We start from the raw sequence: 17,336 nt of genomic DNA, 5'->3' as shown, positions 1-17,336 counted from the left end.
TAACGCTTTTTTGCCAGGAACGTAACCAACTTGCTCAAACAAAGAAAAAAGAGCAACGGTTTCTGTTTCAGAAACAATTGCTCTTTTTGATTAAATTATTTTTCAGGCGGTGTGCCGTACATTTTTGGTGTGACTTGATCGAGTTTTGGCGCTTTTCCTTCGACTTTTGGTTCGTCTAACCATTGGTATTCGCCTTCACCGTCAAGGGCTTTGCCTTTCGCCCAAGAGCCTTCTTTACTTTGGTCGCCTTCTGAGAAGTTATAGAAATCATAAGCGATATCTAAGCGTTCGTTTTTGCGGTCAAAGGTAGACGGCACTAAAATCGAACCTTCGTTTTCTTCCAATTCTTTCACGGCAGCTGCCCAGAGATTTTGGTGGTAGCTATCACGCGCTAATAAGACCGAAAGTAAGTCTTTGACCCCACGGTCATCAATCATTTCATAGATGCGTGCTACTTGCAGACGACCTTGTGATTCCGCATTTAAGTTGGCACGAAAATCAGCAAGTAAGTTGCCACTAGCAATGATATACGCACCTGACCATGGATTGCCGACACTATCAGCAGGACGTGGTCCTAAGCCGGCAACGATGGCATGTTGCGGATTCATTCCAGAAATGATCGCACCGATCGTTGGGTCTTTTTTCATAGCCGCTTCTTGATCTTCCACAGGTGCACCTTCCAGTAGACGTGCAACCATCGTTGCTAACATTTCAACGTGTCCAAGCTCTTCAGTAGCGATATCCATCAACATATCTTTGTATTTTTCTTCCCCACGGCAGCTCCATCCTTGGAATAAGTATTGCATGGCAACACTCATCTCTCCATATTGTCCACCGATTAATTCTTGAAGGTATTTCGCAACTAACGGATTTGGTTTTTCTGGTTTAGCTTCAAACTGTAGTTCTTTTTGATGACGAAACATACTATTCCTCCTAAAATTTTTTATTGGGCCCATAAAAAGTTTCTCATGAATCGAAAGGTTCGTCTAATAAAATGCACTTAGTTCAAAATGAAAAAACCTCCAAAAAGAAAAGCCATTTACTTTGACAAAAAGCGAGAAGCGTTAGATAGTTAAATTAAGAGAGAATTAGAAAAGGAGCGAGTCACCATGTTTCAGTATTACAAAATGGACGACCGAAAAATAAGGGAATCCTCGGAGGAAGATTACAATTGGCTGGTGGTTTCTGGGACAGATCCAGAGGAACAACGCCACTTGTTAGATAAGTATCAACTGCCCGAAGATATTTTTATTGGCGCCAATGAACCAGAAGAAGTCTCACGTTTGGAATACTTACGTAATACTAAGTTAAATCATCCGATTCTTTATACCTTGATCGATTTGTCAGAAGTGACACAAGACCGCATCGAAGATCGTTTAGAACCGGTGACTTTTATTTATACCAAAGATCTTTTAATCACTTATGTCTCTCATCAATCTACATTGATTAAACGCCTGATTGAAAAGCATGAGCAAGATATTCAACGGTATGAAGATATTGTTGCTTACTCGACGTTGATGATCTACACCCATTACATCAAAGGTCTGCAGGGAATGAAGAAGCAAATCGATGATTTGGATCAAGCAGCCCGTAAAACGACGGAAAACAAGGAATTGTTCAATTTAGCCGATACCGAGCGAGACATGGTCTATCTTGATCACACCTTGCGGGACCAAAACCATACCGTCGATCGTTTGATGGATCGCAAAGAATTTTTGGATCGTTTGGATAATGAAGCGCTCGTTTATGACATTAAGCTACGACAGAAGTTTGCCATGAAAATGGTCACCATCTATCGCGACTTGTTAGAAACTATCGGTGGCTTGTTCTCCGATATGATGGACAACAATCTAAACCATCTGATGAAATACTTAGATTCTGCGGCATTAGTGGTGGCTGTGCCATCCTTGATTGCGGGGCTATGGGGGATCAACACCGGGGGACTGCCAGGAAAAGACAATGCGATCGGTACGATCGTCGTCTTCGGCTTGGCTATTTTAGTCGGTATTTTAACCGCCGTCTACTTGTCACGAAAAGACTTTTCAAATTAAAAAGCGCCGCTGCTCTGTAGCACCGTTCATCCATAAAAGGAGAAAGGTGCGACGAAGCAGTCGGCACTTTTTTATTTTAGCCCGCTATCTAAATTGCTGTCGAGAATCCAGCGCTGAAAGGCGAGGAAGACCAGCAGCAAAGGCAAAATGGAAATTACTGAGGCAGCGATCAAAATCGTCCAATTGATATTTTCCGCGCCCACCAAGCTGCGGATCGCCACTTGCAAGGTATATTTTTTCGGATCATTCAAGACGATCAAGGGCCAGATATAATCATTCCACCGCCACTGGAACGAAAAGATCCCCAGTGTCATAATGATTGGTCGGGCAATCGGCAGCATGATTTTCAAAAAGATCATCCCATCCGAGGCGCCATCGATGCGGGCTGATTCAATCAAATCGTCAGGAACGGAGACGAAAAAGGTCCGAAACATAAAGATACCGGTTGCTGTATTGATGGAAGGAATGATGATCCCCAGCAAGTTATCATATAAGCCTAGCGAACGAATGACGGAAAACGTCGGATTCATGATAACTTCCGTCGGCAGCATGGTGGTGGCGATGATACATATGAAGAAAAAACGCAGCCATTTGGCATCGTATTTTGCAAAGGCATAGCCACAGGCGGCGCTGACTAGGATCGTCAATAAAGTGGTGACGACCGCTGAAATCAACGTATTATTGAAGTAACGAAAGAAATCCAATGTCGTCCAAGCATCAATAAAGTTTTGAATGGTTGGATTTTCAGGAATGATTTTCAAGGGATAAGCAAATAGTTCAGTCCCTGGTTTGAAGGCACTCAATAAGAACCAAAGCAGTGGAAAAAGGTACAGTAGGGAAGTGATGATCAATGCCAGCGTTAAAAAAAACATCGCTGACTTTCTTGTGACAGGTCGTTTGGTTTTGATGGTCTTAGATGTCATTCTTGCCGCCTCCAATCTTCATTTGTGCTAAGCCTAACAGTAAAAGAATCACGAAAAGAACCATGGAGGCAGCACTGGCATAGCCGACCCGCATTTTGTCAAACCCAGTCGTATAGATATATTGCACGATCAACATGTTGTCGGTTCCTGGACCACCATTAGTCAGCGATTGCACGAGGGCGAACTCTTTCATAGCGCCGATCGAAGCCAATAAGATGACCATAAAGGAAGTTGGCCGCAGCATAGGCAATGTGATGTAGCGCAATTTGTGCCCAAAGCTAGCGCCGTCGATCTCGGCAGCTTCATACAACGAGCGGGGGATATTTTTCAAAGCTGCAGTAAATTGCAGCATGTTAAAGGCAGTGCCGCCCCAGATGGCAGCCAAAATAATGACAGAAAAGGCAGCATTCGAGTCGGTAAACCACGGGACAGTTTGTTGTCCCGCTTGCTCTAGAATAAAGTTGATAAAGCCAAAGTTTTCACCAAACAGCCATTTCCAGATAACCCCAGCGATGATCCCAGAGATGGTCCATGGTAAGAAAAAAATGATCTTTGCGAAAAATTTGCCTTTCGCCAACTGACTATTCAACATCAAAGCGACGGCGAGAGAAACGACATAGATACTTGGGACCAGAATGATCACATAACGAAATGTGCGGAATAGTGCTTTATAAAAGCTGGCGTCTTGAAACAATTCTTGGTAGTTTGCCAAGCCGATAAAATTGGCTGTCGCAAAGCCTTTATAGTCCGTCAACGAGTAATAAAGTCCTAAGAGTGCTGGAATCAAAAAGAAGATAATGAACAAAATGATGCTTGCGCCAGTGAAAAACAACGGCCATTTGTTTTTTTGTAAAGTGCTCACAGAAAATTCCTCCTCCGACGATCGTATCAGCAACAAAGAACCCGCAGTCTGCAAAAAGCCAGACTATGGGTTCTTTGTGGTTGAACGTCTGTTTATTTCTTCAAAAACCCATCATTGTAATCCTTGATCGTCTTGTCGATTGCCTCATCTAATGTAATTTCATCATTTAATACTTGCACGATGGCATCACGGTAAGCCCCTGTCAATCCAGTGTAGCCTTTCATACTCATCGTCACTTGATCGGTGGTTTGCTTGCTGCTGATTGGTTGAGCAGCGGCTGCGATCTCTTGGTTGTAGATTTCATAAGCATCCTGACCTTGTTCATAATCGACCGTCAAATCTTCCACCGCAGGTAAGTAGCCAGCATAGGTACAAAGCTGTTTGTAATTTTCTTCTTCGTACAACCATTTGATGAATTTTTCGCCTTCTTCACTGTTTTTACTATTGTTGAAGCCAGTGATGAAGTTGCCGCCCATATTTACCGCGCGGGTCTCTTCATAAGGAGAATAGGTGGATTGCCAGTTAAAGTTGCTGATGTTGGTAGAAAAATCAACGATCTGCCAGCTGCCAGAAAAGTAAGCTGGAACACGGCCGCTCTTGAACATAGCAGAAGCATCTTCTCCAGAGGTCCAAACCGATTTTGGCATCACTTCGTCATTGTTCAAATCCACAAATTTTTGCAAAGCCGCTTTCGTAGCATCATCGGTCGTATAAGAATCACCGCTGTCATCTAAAAAGAAATCTTGTCCCCCGTATTGATAGGTGAAAGCCCGTAAACGGTGATCCGACGCGTCCATGACCATGCCGTATTTGGCATCGGTTTTTTCAACGACTTCATTGATCGCAGTTAAAAATTCATCCCAAGTCCAAATGTCTTCTTCCGAAGTGGGGTAGGTCACACCAGCTTCGTCAAACAAATCCGTATTGATAAACAACCCAGTGGCAGTGACATCGGAAGGGAGTGCTTTGACGACATCTGCTTCATCTTTGATCGTCATCGATTCCAATGTTTTTGCCTCACTGGCGATGTCTGATAGATCCATCAGATAGTCATTCCAGTCAGGTTGAACGGTAGAAACCCGCACGACCTCTGGCGCATCATCTGCTTGAACAGCTTTGGTGATCTTTGTCAGCAAGTCCGCATAAGGCACATCGGTGACTTCGACAGTCACACCAGTTTCTTCCTTGTATTTTTCCGCCATTTTCGAATAAGCGCCGCCTTCACTGGTATCTCCAGAAACGAACATACGGATCTGTTTGCTGTCGCTGGCACTGTCACCACTGCCGCATCCAGCGACCCCCAACATCACTGCCGCTAAAGACAAAATTGAATACCCTATTTTTTTGTTCATTTTGTTCCTCTCCTTTATTGAATGATTTTTGTTCAAAAAAACGTTTCCAATCGAAAACGATCGAAACGTCCCCCAATGAAAAATAGCTGAAGTACTGAAAAGATAGCCGCCCAAAAAGAACTGAGGAGTGAAAAGTGCCAATTATCTGACAAAATAAGAGTAGTTCTCCCTCAGTTTAGCGGATAAGATGCAAAATACAAAATAAAACGATTTCAAAAAATGCACCAATACTAAAAAAAACGAATTAAAGCTCTTACAACGATAATTAAGAAGTGCTGATAAACGTTAATATAACAAGGTTTGAAAATTTTTTTTGCAAATTGAGTGCAAATCTTTTGTCTAAAACGGGGATTAAGCGTAACATAATATGTGTAATAACTACTTAAAAGAAAGAAGGAGAAAAATATGCATTGGTTATGGGTATTAATCGTAGGAGCTATTATCGGTTTGATCGCCGGAGCTATCACAAATAAAGGTGGATCAATGGGTTGGATCGCCAACATCGTTGCAGGTTTAGTAGGTTCAGCTATTGGACAAGCGATCTTAGGTTCTTGGGGTCCATCACTTGCTGGAATGGCAATCGTCCCATCAATTATTGGTGCGGTTATTGTCGTTGCTGTTGTTTCATTCTTCTTAGGACGTTCGAACGGCTAGTCCATTCAGCAATTGTTTCCATTTATTTATTTCGGGTAGCAATTACCTCGAATAGACAGGCAAATCCAGAGTTTCTGGGTTTGCCTTTTTTGGTTTCAAGAAACAAGTACAAGCAATCCTTTTGTCATATCGGGAAATTGTCGTTACACTTGAAGTAGGTCAAAAAAGAAAGGAAGAGGTTCAATGAAAAAGCAATATGAAACAGCGATGATCAATCGAGGCGGTCGTGTCGGAGAGGTCGAAGCACCAAATGGCAGTTTTCACCTGAAAATTGACAAACCGGGTCTTCATAGTGAAGGGACTAACCCAGAACAATTATTTGCCGCAGGCTATGCTTCATGCTTCAACGGTGCCGTACAGCATATGCTGAAAGAGCATAACATCGAATCCGAATCCGAAGTTAAAGCAAGAGTGTCTTTGTATCAGCATGAGGACGGTAGTTACCAAATCGGCGTGATTTTAGAAGTATCGTTACCAGGCGTTGAAAAAGCCGAGGCAGAGAAAATCGCAGAAGAAGCGCACGATTTTTGTCCGTATTCTCGGGCCACTCGCGGCAACATTGATGTCGAAGTTCAAGTAGTCTAAGCATTATTGCGAATAGACAAACAATAAGCGGCTGATAAATCAACCGACAAGAGGGAATTCATCAAGGAGGCCAATCAATGAGACAAACAGAGAGCTTGCTGCTTTTGGGCGTGTTTGTGGTTGGCCTTTTTGTGGTGTACTGGCTGAAAAAGCACCGACAGGCGCGCCACAACCAAGCACTGGCAGCCCAGCTGAAGCGTTATCCCAGCGTGCGGCAAGCGTGGCTAGCAGCCGGGGCAAAGAGGGAAGCAGTCCTTTTGGTTCCCGGTTTAAAAGAAGCCACTGCGGCAGTGGCAACGACGGCAACGGCGAAAGCAGAAACGAGGCTACACAAGCATGCAGATCAATGTCAGGCAATGACCCCACAAGGGTTGGCCGTTTCAGAGGACTATTTGTTCATCTCAGCGTATTGTTCGCAGCAGGAACATCACTCACAGCTTTATATAATAGAAAGAACGAGCGGGCGGCATCTGAAAACGGTGGTTCTGCCAAAACGACCTCATGTCGGTGGACTAGTCTTTGATCGAGCAACGCAAATGCTGTGGCTAACCATTACAGGGAAAGGAATGGGGCGCGTGGCGTGTGTTTCTCTGCAGAGACTGCTGGAAGATGATTCCTTGGCAACCAATCAGCCTATCGCGTATCAGCAAGTCATCGAATTGGCAGGCATCACTCACAGCTCCTATTTGGCAGCCGATAGCGGTGAACTTGTCTCAGGGACCTTTGCCTTGAAACAAGGAGGCGTGGTGGCGAATTATCCGCTGTCTGTTCTTTCAGCCAGCGGTCGCAAAGCGCCTCCTCGCATCAAACCGCGTAAGAGAAGGGTCACCACCACGAAAGTCCAAAGTATCGCCTTTACCACTGAATACTTGTTGCTGGCACGTTCTTTTGGACCAGGGGCGGCGGAGTTATGGGTCTTTCCAAAGGATGCAACGGTGCTGACCCGCAAACATGCATTGCGGCGCATCAAGTTTCCCCATTACCTTGAACAGATCGTGGTAGAAAAAGGGCAGCTGTACTGCTTGTTTGAAAGTGGGGCATGGGCGTATCGGCAAAAAGGCGGCAGCATCGATGAAGTCGTGGTATTGGACCTTGCGACTTTGCTCCAGTAAAAGCACTGCTTAAAAAGAAAAAAGACCAGCCTCTTAAGAAGCTGGTCGTAAGTGCAGTGATTATTCCACGATTGCTCGTTGAATATCTAAGACGGTGCCGGTATGAGCATCTGCCAAAAATTCATAGGTGACAAGCTGTCCGTCTTCGGTGCGGGTGATGCCGCCAGTATATCCCTGGGAAGTGATCGCAAATTTGCGCAAAGGTTGTTTTTCGAAATTGATCCAAGAACCTTCGATCGGTCCTTCTTTGATAAACGCCGCTTTTATATTGTCTAAGACATCATCGGCATTCATGGCTTGCCTTTTCTTCAACCAGATCGTTGAAAAAATCCCTCCTGCAAAGCCAAGACCTAAACCGATGGTCAGTCCATTTTTAAAATAATGCAATGGATGCTCATTCTCCATCTAATGTCCCTCCTAAAGTAAGTTTTCCCGAATGTTTTGATCTCGGTGAAAGCACAGGTTCTCTTAACAATAGTTTACCATAGTTTAGAAATATTCTATAAGAAAAATAACCAACAATAGAAATTTGCGCTATAATAAAGAATATCAGTAGGAATAAGGAGGAAGAGAGCACATCCGTTGTTACACCCAAAAATCGCTGGAAAACACAGCCACAGCAAGCGTTGCTTTTTCAAAAAAAGCAGCTTTGTTTCTTTGGGGCAGCAAACAACAGATACGTGTTTCTCGAATGATCATGGAAGAAAAAACATTTCAACGTATCAAAGAACTAACGGAGTTACAAGGAACCAGCGGGTTTGAACACGACGTGCGAACGTATATGCGTGAAGCGATGACTCCATTGGTAGATGAAATCCAACAAGATGGCTTAGGCGGCATCTTCGGTTTGCGTCACCACCAAGAAGCAGATGCACCACGAGTGATGGTAGCTGCTCACATGGACGAAGTTGGTTTCTTATTGACGACGATCACCGATCGCGGCTTATTCAAAGTCACTCCTTTAGGTGGATGGAACCCTTATGTGGTATCTGCTCAACGGTTTACATTGAAAACAGCGAAGGGCGATTACCCATGCGTTTCTTCTTCAGTACCGCCACATTTGTTGCGAGGAAGCAGCGGTCAAAAAAATGTCGAAGTGACAGATATTTTGTTTGATGCTGGGTTTGAATCAAAAGAAGAAGCAGAAAGCTTTGGTGTACGTCCTGGCGATACGATCGTCCCACAAGTGGAAACCATCAAAACAGCCAATGGGAAAAACATCATCTCGAAAGCTTGGGACAACCGTTACGGCTGTGCAGTCGTATTAGAAGCACTTGAAGCCTTGAAAGAGGAAACGTTAGGCCATACGCTGATTGCTGGTGCCAACGTTCAAGAAGAAGTCGGCTTACGGGGTTCTCGTCCGTCTGTGACGAAATTCAAACCAGACTTGTTCTTTGCGGTCGATTGCTCGCCAGCAGATGACACAGTCACGAAAAATGGCACCTTTGGTCATCTAGGAGCCGGGACTTTGATGCGAATCTATGATCCAGGCATGATCATGTTGCCGCGGATGAAAGAATTCTTGTTGGATACAGCAGAAAGCAACAACATTCCTTACCAATACTTTGTTTCAAAAGGTGGTACCGACGCTGGTGCGGCACACATGGCAAATGAAGGGATCCCAAGTTCAGTTATCGGTGTTCCTGGACGATACATCCATACCCACCAAACCCTATTCAGTATCGCTGATTATGAAGCGGCACGGGAAATGGTGATTCAAGTCTTGAAAGGTTTGGATCGTTCAACCGTTGATACGATTTTGGCAGGACAATAAGCGAGAACGAACGAAAGCAAAGAGACAGCAACCCGTTGTCTCTTTTTTTCTGCAGGGGTTCTAAGATCAGCATGTCAGTTGGTAGTCCCTGAAAGAAAGGTGTATACTTAAAGAAAAGAAAGTGGTGAGAATTTGATTATTCCAAAAGATTTAGCAGAGTTAGCAACATATGTGGAGAAAGGCAAAAATGTCTTCTTTTTCACCGCCGATTGGTGTGGGGATTGCCGCTACATCAAACCGCAATTGCCTGAGATCGAAGCGGACTTTCCAGATCTTCAATTTATCGAAGTCGACCGTGATGAATACATGGATGTAGCGGTTGAATGGAACATTTTTGGTATTCCTAGCCTCGTCGTCATCGAAGACGGCAAGGAGCTGGGACGGTTAGTCAACAAGGATCGCAAAACCAAAGAAGAGATCGAAGCCTTTTTAACCAGCGTACAATCAGCATAGGAGGGGAAAAAGATGGAAGCACAAAGATATCAAAACATTTTAGTAGGGATCGATGGGTCAGATCAAGCGATGTCTGCCTTCAAAAAAGCAGTGGAAGTCGCTCGTCGAAATCAAGGGAAGGTCTATGCCGCAACGATCATCGATCAGCAAGTACCGACCATGATGGGCTATGCACCTTTGGATAGTTCCATCTTGGAACAAGAAAAAGATACGGCGAAAAATCTGATCGACGACTGTAAAGCCTACGCAAAATCAGTGGATTTTGATCTAGTAGAAGGCATCGTCGCTTACGGCTCCATCAAAGACGCTCTTGCCACTCAATTACCAGATCAATACGACATCGATTTGATCATGATGGGGCAATCCGGGCTAAACGCCGTGGAACGCTTCATGATGGGGAGTGTCGCCAGCTTCGTTATCCGTGAAGCCCGGTGCGACGTGCTGATCGTATCCCCTGAAGAAACCAAAGCGTAAGGTCATTTTTTTGAAAAAATAAGCTTGTCGTTGCCGTGTTCTTTTCCTTAGTTCGCATGGTAGTAACAAGTGACAAAAGGAAGTTCCTGAGAATCAGCGGTTTTGCTCGCTAGTGAAGCATTGTCTTTAGCAAATGAGCAGTAGCTGGTTTTCAGGCTTTTTTGTCTTTGAAAATAACTAGAATTTCAAGGAAAACAAAGAAATTCCATGACGGATGCCGAAAAATTTGTTAAGATTATGGGCGGAATGAGTAAGTACCTAAGGAGGAAAAAACGTGATTTTTGCTTATAACAAAGAATATGTCAGTGATACACTGATTGCCATCACAGCAGATGATAAAGGATTAGAACAAACCGTCGAACGCAAAGGCAATGTTGCCCAAATCAAAAATGAAGAAGGCACGATCGTCGGCTGGAATTTTTTTGCGATCTCAGAAGTAATGACGATCGAAGGCCGTGGTCAAGTAACGTTGACGAAAGAACAAATCCAACAATTGAACACCATGATCAAAGAAGCAGGATTCAGCGAAGAACTGCCAGCAGATACGGAACCAAAAATCGTTGTTGGCTATGTGAAATCTTGTGTGGAACATCCAGACAGCGACCATCTGTCTATCACGGAAACAGAAGTTGGAGATGGGGAAGTCTTGCAAATCGTCTGTGGCGCTGCCAATATCCGTAAAGGCTTGAAAGTCGTTGTCGCAAAACCTGGCGCAATGATGCCAGATGGCTTGATGATTTGGCCGGGGACGCTTCGTGGCGTAGAAAGCTTCGGAATGATCTGCTCTGCTAAAGAACTACATTTAGAAGGTGCACCAATGAAAAAAGGCATCCTTGAGCTGCCTCAAGATGCCGTTGTAGGTGAAGCTTTTCCGGTCGGTAAAGCCTAAAAAAATGAACTGTCGCTTCCTGTTTTTGCGGCAGTTCATTTTTTGATTGTTTTGATTGGTTTTGGTGATTGGCTGCTTAGTTGCTGCTGTCTGTTGATTGTTCGTTGATCGATGTATCAACGGAAAGTTTTACTTCTGCTGTTTTTTCTTCATCGCCACGATAGAAGGTTACAGTGATTGTGTCACCGACTTTGTGTTTGTACAACGCAGATTGCAGATCAGTTGTGGTGCTGACTTCTGTATCATCGATCTTCGTGATAACGTCATATTGTTGCAATCCTGCTTGTTCTGCTGGAGTTGCATTGTTGACTGAGTAGATCACAACGCCTGAAGTTACGGATGAAGGAACTTTCAAGATTTGTTCTTGTTGTTGTGATGTGATGGAACCTAAATCGATCGTTTGGATCCCTAGTGCAGGGCGGACCACTTTGCCGTCTGCTTCTAGTTGATTGATGATTTCAACGACATCGTTACTTGGGATCGCAAAGCCCATTCCTTCGACACTAACGCCTGAAGCAGAACCAGAGGTGCTGGCGATTTTACTTGAGTTGATCCCAATCACTTGACCATCAACGTTGATCAGTGGACCACCTGAGTTTCCTGGGTTGATCGCAGCATCCGTTTGGATCGCATTGATACTAATCGTACCACCAGATTCGTTTTGGCTCGTTACTTGACGATTCAAGGAAGAAACGATCCCTTGTGTCACAGAGTTTGCGTAATCAGAGCCTAGAGGTGAACCGATCGCGATGGCTGGTTCGCCGACTTTCAAGGCACTTGAATCACCAAATGTTGCGGCAGTTGTAACTTTTTCAGAAGAGATTTTTAAGACGGCTAAGTCTGTGTAAGAATCGGTACCAACCAATTCAGCTTTGACTTTCGTACCATCTGCTAAGACAACTTCCAAACCGTCTTGACCTTCAACTACGTGGTTGTTGGTTACGACATAGGCATCGTCGCCATCGATTTTGTAGATGACCCCACTACCTTCAGAAGAAGCTTCTAAAGCACTGTCGTCGTCGCTTTGGCTATCGCCTTCACTTTGTCCACCTTGCTGACCAAAGAGGCTGTTCCAATCGTTGCTTTGACTTTGTTGTAGATTAATGATGGAAACGACAGAATCTTGTACTTTTTCAACTGCTTTCGTGACATCGCTAGTCACGTCTAGTTTTACATTGGATACCTGTGTTTGTCCGTTAGAATCTTGGACCCCGCTGTTGGTCGTAGTTTCTGGTGTTGAAGTCAAAGATGAACCCATTGCCAAATACAGACCGCCGAAGGTCAATAAACCGCCGACCATACCGCCTAAAATCCCAATACCTAATCGTTTTAATAAACCAGGAGAAGTTTTCTTGCCTGGTGTGACATATTTTCTTGCCATTACTATTTCCCCCTTAATGAATAATTCGTTATAATCAGTATATTCCTTCTATCTGAGATTAGTCTACTAAGAGATTTTGAAAAAAATATGAAGAAGTTGCGTAAGAATCTGTTTCAAACGATGAAATTTTCTTCGCAAAACCGGTTCATTTTTGAATAAAAATAGCAGAGAAATCTGGGGAGAATCAAAGGTTTTTTTATCCACAGTGTGTGGACAATCTTGATGGGGTTGGTTGGGTGGATGGAGGAATCGTTGAATTGTCACAGTTTTATAGATAAGATAGAAGAATTTCAAAGAAAGTCAAAGTGTGTAAAAGGTTGTGGATAGCATTGTCCACATTTTCATAAAATAAGGGGGTAACGAGGAGGAACCTATGAAAATCAAAATCGTCACAGTAGGAAAACTAAAAGAAAAGTACCTCGTTCAAGGAATCAACGAGTACGCCAAACGATTGGGGGCATACGCAAAGCTTGAGTTTGTTGAAGTACCAGATGAAAAAGCACCAGAAACCTTGAGTGAAGCTCAAATGCTGCAAATCAAAGAAAAAGAAGGCCAGCGCATTTTAGCCAAAATCAAAGACACCGAATATGTCTTTGCCTTAGCAATCGAAGGCACCAATCCCACCAGCGAAGCCTTCGCCAAACAAATCGATCAACTCGGCATCCAAGGAAAAAGCCAACTGACCTTCGTCATCGGCGGTTCCCTAGGCTTAAGCCAAGAAGTCATGACTCGCAGTGATGACAAAATCTCCTTTGGCAAAATGACCTACCCGCACCAACTCATGAAACTGATCTTATTGGAGCAAATCTATCGTGCGTATCGAATCAATACGGGGGCGCCGTATCATAAGTAAATATCTCAAGCAATAGAATAGAAAAAAACTATCCACCGATAGTATCGGTAAAAAGGAGCAACAACCATGCGAAATATCAAATTAACGATTGAATATGACGGCAAGCGCTACTTAGGGTGGCAACGACTAGGAGATTCTGAAAAAACGATCCAAGAAAAAGTTGAAGGGGTCATCAAATTATTGACGGGAGAAGAAATTGAGATTGTGGGTTCTGGTAGAACCGATGCGGGCACGCATGCTCGAGGACAAGTGGCGAATTTCAAGACGACCCATCAAATGAGTTTGCCAGAGATGCAGCAGTTCTTTAACCGCTATTTGCCGCAAGACATCGTCGTCAACAAGATTGAAGAAGTGCCTGAGCGCTTCCATGCACGCTATCACGCCAAAGGCAAGCAATACAGCTATTATGTTTGGAACAACGCGATCCCATCGGTCTTTGCTCGCAATACTAGTTTTCATTGCCCGCAGCCCCTTGATTTGGAAAAAATGCAGCAAGCGGCTGAGAAGTTGATCGGCACCCATGATTTTATCGGCTTTTCTGCATTGAAAAAATCAAAAAAATCAACGGTGCGCACGATCGATGAAATCACCATCACACCAGAAGGCGACCTATTGCGGTTTACCTTCAAAGGCAACGGCTTTTTGCATAAAATGGTCCGAATCTTGACAGGCACACTGATTGCCATTGGCGATGGCACACTGCCACCAGAAGTGATCGATCAAGTGTTAGCCGATAAAGTACGACAAGCAGCTGGTGAAACAGTGACTTCTCATGGCTTATTTCTAGATGAGGTGTATTATTAAAAGAAACAGGGTAATGGCTATTTAAGGAAAGGAGATCATCTATTGATCACATTAAAATCCCCACGAGAGATCGAACAAATGAAAACTTCTGGTCGTATCTTGGCAAGTATTCACGAACAGCTACGGGAAAAAATCGTTCCCGGTATCACTACGAACCAAATCAACGCCTTTGTCCATCAACAGATAGAAGCTGCAGGGGCAACAGCCGCGCAAATCGGGTTTGAAGGCTATGAATTTGCGACGTGTATCAGTGTCAATGAAGAGATTTGTCATGGTTTCCCTTCAGAATATGTTTTAAAATCAGGCGATGTCGTCAAAGTCGATTTTTGTGTCGATTACAAAGGGGCAATCTCTGACAGCTGTTGGACGTATGCGGTAGGAGAGATTTCGCCAGAACATCGAGCGCTGATGGAAGTCACGAAAGAAGCCTTGATGAGAGGCATCGAGCAAGCACAGGTCGGTAACCGAGTTGGCGATATTGGTTATGCGATCCAAAGCTTCGCTGAAGAAAAAGGGTATGGTGTCGTGCGGGACTTTATTGCTCACGGCATTGGCCCAACCATTCATGAAGAACCATTCTTTCCTCATTTCGGGTTACCTGGCAAAGGAATTCGGTTGAAAGAAGGCATGACGATCACTATCGAACCGATGATCACGACCGGCACTTGGCGCATGAAGATGGACCCGAACGGCTGGACAGCACGCACGATCGACGGCAGTTATTGTGCCCAATATGAACATTCGATCGCCATCACCAAAGAAGGTCCAGTCATCATGACCTTGCAAAAGGAAGAAACGTCATCATCACTTAATGTCTTTGAAAAAAAACTGTGTGTAATTTCCGTAACATGAATACTTTCTACTCCCCCTGTGTAGGGTGTAGTGTATATGATTTATCTATCGTTGGTTGTCGCACCAATTATTGTTGGTATAGTCATCGAACTATTTTCTCACTGGTTGGATGAGAAAGACAAAGACGACAACTAAGCAAGTTGCTATCCAACTCACATGCTAGCAGTCGCAACTAGCATAAACAAGGCGCTCCCTTTCGTCGCGGTTAGGGAGCGCCTTTGTGCTGCAGTGCTATAAACTTTCTATCGTTTCGCAAGGTTATTATATCACAGGGAAAATAAAAAACTACCCGTGATATCCACTCGAATAAATAAAGAAAACCTAATAAATTTGAAATTTAATTACCTCTACTTCTATTTTCCGAAATATGGATGGTAATCCCCACTTGAGGTATTACCGTGAAAAAAATAGTCTATAGTGGGAGTTATTGTTTTCTCATTTTTTTTAATTAGAGAAAAATTTAAATTAGGTGTACATGTAAGTGATAAATTCGGATAAAGTAAACGACCCAGAATTTTCTGATAAAGCCATGGGTGACGGTTTTGCAGGTATTCCAATTGAAGAAATTATTGGCTTCCTGATTAGTGGGAAAGTTAACTATTTTTTCGAACTAGCTATGCTATCGAATATAGAACACATGAGGGAATAAGTAGGGGAGGGACAGCAATCCCTGTTGTTTACTACTTACTTGCATCTAAATATTGTTAATACCTAAAGAGCGTATCAACGTGGTTATAATCAAATCGTTTATGTCAGTCATTGTCCTGCAATTTGACATTTCGGCATACTACAAATTTTTATTAGCACAGCAGAGTCCACTTTTGAGAACGATTCTTTTTAATGGAATTTAGGTGAATCGACCAAAAAGGATAATTATGTATATACTCCGTCGTGATATATGTTATACTATGTATATACAGAAAGAGGTGTTGCTCATGGAAATGTTACCTATAAAAAAATGGGGCAATAGTAACGGTCTTAGATTGCCAAAGTACATTATGGAGTATCTTGGCATTCATACTGATGACAAAGTGAAGATAATACAAGAAGAAGTAAACGGACATAAACGGCTAATCATCGAAGCAGCAAATTTAGAAAACGAGTTAACGATTGAAGAGTTATTTGAAAATTACACTGCTGAGAGAAATCATGTGGAAATTCAACATTTAGGTGAAGCAGTAGGGAATGAAAAATGGTAAGAAAACCTAGACAAGGGGATATTTTGTTATTGGATACAGCTCCTCGTTCTGGACATGAACAAACGGGAAAAAGACCCTATATTGTTTTAAGTCATGACATGATTGCAGATTATAGTAACGTTGCCACCGTTGCTCCGATTTCTAGTACAAGTAGAAACTATCCGTTATATGTAAGTATTGATCCAGACTATGGAATGAAGACAACAGGAAAAGTATTGTTGGATCAATTAACGACAATTGATTATGAAGCCAGAGCGTGTGTTTTTTTGGAAAAAGCGCATGAGCACTTGGTTGATGAGTTATTGATGAAAGTTAGAACAGTATTTCAAAAAGTAAGTAAATAAAAACAGCATGCTCATCTAATCGATGTTAACCATGCTGTTTTCTTTTATTCTATAAACGCTTTGTCTCGTAACATTATACACCGTACAATCTTTGAGATACTAGCTCTATTCCCGTGATCCTGAACGATGCTTTTATAAACAAGGCAACGGGGGGCGCTTTTGTGTTTGCACTAGCAGTCTTAATACTTTATGCTTGGCGATGGTTGAATTCGGCACGCTACTGCTGGGCATCATTGCAAAAATTTCGACAATTGAGTCTTCGATAAATTTATCAAGGAATCTAATGGCTGTAGGACTAGCCCACAGCGGCTAACATCAAACATCCCCATGATTGAGTTTGTCAGCCACAAAGGTTTCTACACTATACCTGCCCCACTTTGAGAGACTCTCTATAAATAAAGGGAAGGTTACAACTGTAAAATGACTGACCAAGAGATAACAAGCTTGACCTGAAACTTTATGAAAGACCTCAATTTCTTTGTATTGATTCACGAAGGCTTCAAAAGCTGTATAGCGATTTGAATCCATAAAAAACCGGATGTATTGCGTACTTGGGTAGTTTACTACAATACTAAATCGTTGAATGATTCCCTCATCTTGCAATTTCAAGATCCGATTGCCCACGGCTTGTCCCGTCAGGTGGACCATTTCGCCGATTTCTTTGTTCGATAATTTGCTGTTGTGTTTCAGGATAGCTAGGATTTGTTCATCGATGATGTCCATAAGGGTTCCTCCTTTCATAATGAAAGTAAATTGACTTTATCTTTTTCAAGA

At 43.1% G+C, this 17,336-nt stretch carries 22 protein-coding genes; 15 read left to right on the top strand and 7 right to left on the bottom strand.

The features are described 5' to 3' along the window. Window positions 1–95: 95 nt before the first annotated feature. On the bottom strand, window positions 96–923 hold the full coding sequence (locus tag CO692_RS02900) for a manganese catalase family protein (protein ID WP_034857733.1): 828 nt from the start codon (window positions 921–923) through the stop codon (window positions 96–98). Window positions 924–1,109: 186 nt separating this feature from the next. Here CO692_RS02900 and CO692_RS02895 point away from each other — a divergent pair, with 186 nt between their 5' ends. After that, window positions 1,110–2,051: a magnesium transporter CorA family protein gene (locus CO692_RS02895; RefSeq protein ID WP_096741492.1), complete on the top strand. Its 942-nt coding sequence runs from the start codon at window positions 1,110–1,112 to the stop codon at window positions 2,049–2,051. A gap of 71 nt (window positions 2,052–2,122) precedes the next feature. On the opposite strand, the gene CO692_RS02890 is transcribed toward CO692_RS02895, so the two are convergent. From CO692_RS02890 to CO692_RS02880, 3 genes are all read right to left on the bottom strand, one after another. Next, entirely contained in the window at window positions 2,123–2,974 is an 852-nt protein-coding gene (locus CO692_RS02890) for a carbohydrate ABC transporter permease (protein WP_010747711.1), read from the bottom strand. Continuing rightward, entirely contained in the window at window positions 2,964–3,836 is an 873-nt protein-coding gene (locus tag CO692_RS02885; protein WP_086291975.1) for a carbohydrate ABC transporter permease, read from the bottom strand. The genes CO692_RS02890 and CO692_RS02885 overlap by 11 nt, the downstream gene beginning before the upstream one ends. Before the next feature lie 92 nt (window positions 3,837–3,928). Next, complete coding sequence (locus tag CO692_RS02880) at window positions 3,929–5,188, bottom strand: ABC transporter substrate-binding protein (protein ID WP_077452822.1); 1,260 nt, start codon at window positions 5,186–5,188, stop codon at window positions 3,929–3,931. 405 nt (window positions 5,189–5,593) lie between these two features. Between CO692_RS02880 and CO692_RS02875 the strand changes: the two genes are divergently transcribed. From CO692_RS02875 to CO692_RS02865, 3 genes are all read left to right on the top strand, one after another. Then, complete coding sequence (locus CO692_RS02875) at window positions 5,594–5,842, top strand: GlsB/YeaQ/YmgE family stress response membrane protein (RefSeq protein ID WP_005225422.1); 249 nt, start codon at window positions 5,594–5,596, stop codon at window positions 5,840–5,842. A 183-nt stretch (window positions 5,843–6,025) separates the two neighbouring features. Next, the gene (locus CO692_RS02870; RefSeq protein ID WP_005225423.1) at window positions 6,026–6,427 is read left to right on the top strand and encodes an Ohr family peroxiredoxin; all 402 of its coding nucleotides are present in this window, start codon (window positions 6,026–6,028) and stop codon (window positions 6,425–6,427) included. Window positions 6,428–6,504: 77 nt separating this feature from the next. Then, window positions 6,505–7,539: a hypothetical protein gene (locus tag CO692_RS02865; protein WP_096741491.1), complete on the top strand. Its 1,035-nt coding sequence runs from the start codon at window positions 6,505–6,507 to the stop codon at window positions 7,537–7,539. Window positions 7,540–7,599: 60 nt separating this feature from the next. Here CO692_RS02865 and CO692_RS02860 read toward each other — a convergent pair whose 3' ends face one another. Continuing rightward, on the bottom strand, window positions 7,600–7,944 hold the full coding sequence (locus CO692_RS02860; protein ID WP_005234590.1) for a peptidase: 345 nt from the start codon (window positions 7,942–7,944) through the stop codon (window positions 7,600–7,602). 292 nt (window positions 7,945–8,236) lie between these two features. On the opposite strand from CO692_RS02860, the gene pepA reads away from it, so the two are divergent. From pepA to ytpR, 4 genes are all read left to right on the top strand, one after another. Further along, window positions 8,237–9,313, top strand: a complete 1,077-nt coding sequence (pepA, locus tag CO692_RS02850; RefSeq protein WP_077452910.1) for a glutamyl aminopeptidase — start codon at window positions 8,237–8,239, stop codon at window positions 9,311–9,313. A gap of 132 nt (window positions 9,314–9,445) precedes the next feature. Next, window positions 9,446–9,766, top strand: a complete 321-nt coding sequence (locus CO692_RS02845) for a thioredoxin family protein (RefSeq protein WP_026008043.1) — start codon at window positions 9,446–9,448, stop codon at window positions 9,764–9,766. A gap of 12 nt (window positions 9,767–9,778) precedes the next feature. Then, on the top strand, window positions 9,779–10,240 hold the full coding sequence (locus CO692_RS02840) for a universal stress protein (RefSeq protein ID WP_096741490.1): 462 nt from the start codon (window positions 9,779–9,781) through the stop codon (window positions 10,238–10,240). Window positions 10,241–10,514: 274 nt separating this feature from the next. After that, complete coding sequence (ytpR, locus tag CO692_RS02835) at window positions 10,515–11,129, top strand: YtpR family tRNA-binding protein (protein ID WP_096741489.1); 615 nt, start codon at window positions 10,515–10,517, stop codon at window positions 11,127–11,129. A gap of 76 nt (window positions 11,130–11,205) precedes the next feature. On the opposite strand, the gene CO692_RS02830 is transcribed toward ytpR, so the two are convergent. Further along, a complete protein-coding gene (locus CO692_RS02830; protein WP_096741488.1) occupies window positions 11,206–12,510 on the bottom strand; it encodes a S1C family serine protease in 1,305 nt (434 codons plus the stop codon). Window positions 12,511–12,883: 373 nt separating this feature from the next. On the opposite strand from CO692_RS02830, the gene rlmH reads away from it, so the two are divergent. From rlmH to CO692_RS02805, 7 genes are all read left to right on the top strand, one after another. Further along, a complete protein-coding gene (rlmH, locus tag CO692_RS02825) occupies window positions 12,884–13,363 on the top strand; it encodes a 23S rRNA (pseudouridine(1915)-N(3))-methyltransferase RlmH (RefSeq protein ID WP_077452817.1) in 480 nt (159 codons plus the stop codon). A 66-nt stretch (window positions 13,364–13,429) separates the two neighbouring features. Beyond that, a complete protein-coding gene (truA, locus tag CO692_RS02820) occupies window positions 13,430–14,167 on the top strand; it encodes a tRNA pseudouridine(38-40) synthase TruA (protein ID WP_096741487.1) in 738 nt (245 codons plus the stop codon). A 42-nt stretch (window positions 14,168–14,209) separates the two neighbouring features. Beyond that, window positions 14,210–15,019 (top strand): type I methionyl aminopeptidase, encoded by an 810-nt coding sequence (gene map, locus CO692_RS02815; RefSeq protein WP_096741486.1) that lies wholly within the window; start codon window positions 14,210–14,212, stop codon window positions 15,017–15,019. A gap of 36 nt (window positions 15,020–15,055) precedes the next feature. Beyond that, window positions 15,056–15,154, top strand: a complete 99-nt coding sequence (locus CO692_RS17565; RefSeq protein ID WP_123906405.1) for a type I toxin-antitoxin system Fst family toxin — start codon at window positions 15,056–15,058, stop codon at window positions 15,152–15,154. A 346-nt stretch (window positions 15,155–15,500) separates the two neighbouring features. After that, entirely contained in the window at window positions 15,501–15,668 is a 168-nt protein-coding gene (locus CO692_RS17560) for a hypothetical protein (protein WP_123906404.1), read from the top strand. Window positions 15,669–15,954: 286 nt separating this feature from the next. Next, the gene (locus CO692_RS02810) at window positions 15,955–16,218 is read left to right on the top strand and encodes an AbrB/MazE/SpoVT family DNA-binding domain-containing protein (RefSeq protein ID WP_074932272.1); all 264 of its coding nucleotides are present in this window, start codon (window positions 15,955–15,957) and stop codon (window positions 16,216–16,218) included. Then, entirely contained in the window at window positions 16,212–16,562 is a 351-nt protein-coding gene (locus CO692_RS02805) for a type II toxin-antitoxin system PemK/MazF family toxin (RefSeq protein ID WP_096741485.1), read from the top strand. The genes CO692_RS02810 and CO692_RS02805 overlap by 7 nt, the downstream gene beginning before the upstream one ends. 315 nt (window positions 16,563–16,877) lie before the next feature. Here the strand turns inward: CO692_RS02805 and CO692_RS02800 are convergent, their stop codons facing one another. After that, complete coding sequence (locus tag CO692_RS02800; RefSeq protein WP_317720856.1) at window positions 16,878–17,285, bottom strand: AsnC family transcriptional regulator; 408 nt, start codon at window positions 17,283–17,285, stop codon at window positions 16,878–16,880. Between the last annotated feature and the right edge of the window lie 51 nt (window positions 17,286–17,336).

The organism is Enterococcus sp. FDAARGOS_375 (assembly GCF_002393265.1).
GTDB lineage: Bacteria > Bacillota > Bacilli > Lactobacillales > Enterococcaceae > Enterococcus_D > Enterococcus_D innesii.
This window is presented reverse-complemented; position numbering and strand designations above follow the sequence as displayed.

Bases quoted from the DNA above. Each gene is read 5' to 3' on its own strand.
- CO692_RS02840 (WP_096741490.1), top strand. From the start codon at position 9,779: ATGGAAGCACAAAGATATCAAAACATTTTAGTAGGGATCGATGGGTCA.
- pepA (WP_077452910.1), top strand. From the start codon at position 8,237: ATGGAAGAAAAAACATTTCAACGTATCAAAGAACTAACGGAGTTACAA.
- CO692_RS02805 (WP_096741485.1), top strand. From the start codon at position 16,212: ATGGTAAGAAAACCTAGACAAGGGGATATTTTGTTATTGGATACAGCT.
- CO692_RS02880 (WP_077452822.1), bottom strand. From the start codon at position 5,188: ATGAACAAAAAAATAGGGTATTCAATTTTGTCTTTAGCGGCAGTGATG.
- CO692_RS02895 (WP_096741492.1), top strand. From the start codon at position 1,110: ATGTTTCAGTATTACAAAATGGACGACCGAAAAATAAGGGAATCCTCG.
- CO692_RS17565 (WP_123906405.1), top strand. From the start codon at position 15,056: ATGATTTATCTATCGTTGGTTGTCGCACCAATTATTGTTGGTATAGTC.
- rlmH (WP_077452817.1), top strand. From the start codon at position 12,884: ATGAAAATCAAAATCGTCACAGTAGGAAAACTAAAAGAAAAGTACCTC.
- CO692_RS02890 (WP_010747711.1), bottom strand. From the start codon at position 2,974: ATGACATCTAAGACCATCAAAACCAAACGACCTGTCACAAGAAAGTCA.
- CO692_RS02870 (WP_005225423.1), top strand. From the start codon at position 6,026: ATGAAAAAGCAATATGAAACAGCGATGATCAATCGAGGCGGTCGTGTC.
- CO692_RS02865 (WP_096741491.1), top strand. From the start codon at position 6,505: ATGAGACAAACAGAGAGCTTGCTGCTTTTGGGCGTGTTTGTGGTTGGC.
- truA (WP_096741487.1), top strand. From the start codon at position 13,430: ATGCGAAATATCAAATTAACGATTGAATATGACGGCAAGCGCTACTTA.
- CO692_RS02875 (WP_005225422.1), top strand. From the start codon at position 5,594: ATGCATTGGTTATGGGTATTAATCGTAGGAGCTATTATCGGTTTGATC.
- CO692_RS02830 (WP_096741488.1), bottom strand. From the start codon at position 12,510: ATGGCAAGAAAATATGTCACACCAGGCAAGAAAACTTCTCCTGGTTTA.
- CO692_RS02860 (WP_005234590.1), bottom strand. From the start codon at position 7,944: ATGGAGAATGAGCATCCATTGCATTATTTTAAAAATGGACTGACCATC.
- CO692_RS02800 (WP_317720856.1), bottom strand. From the start codon at position 17,285: ATGGACATCATCGATGAACAAATCCTAGCTATCCTGAAACACAACAGC.
- CO692_RS02810 (WP_074932272.1), top strand. From the start codon at position 15,955: ATGGAAATGTTACCTATAAAAAAATGGGGCAATAGTAACGGTCTTAGA.
- CO692_RS02900 (WP_034857733.1), bottom strand. From the start codon at position 923: ATGTTTCGTCATCAAAAAGAACTACAGTTTGAAGCTAAACCAGAAAAA.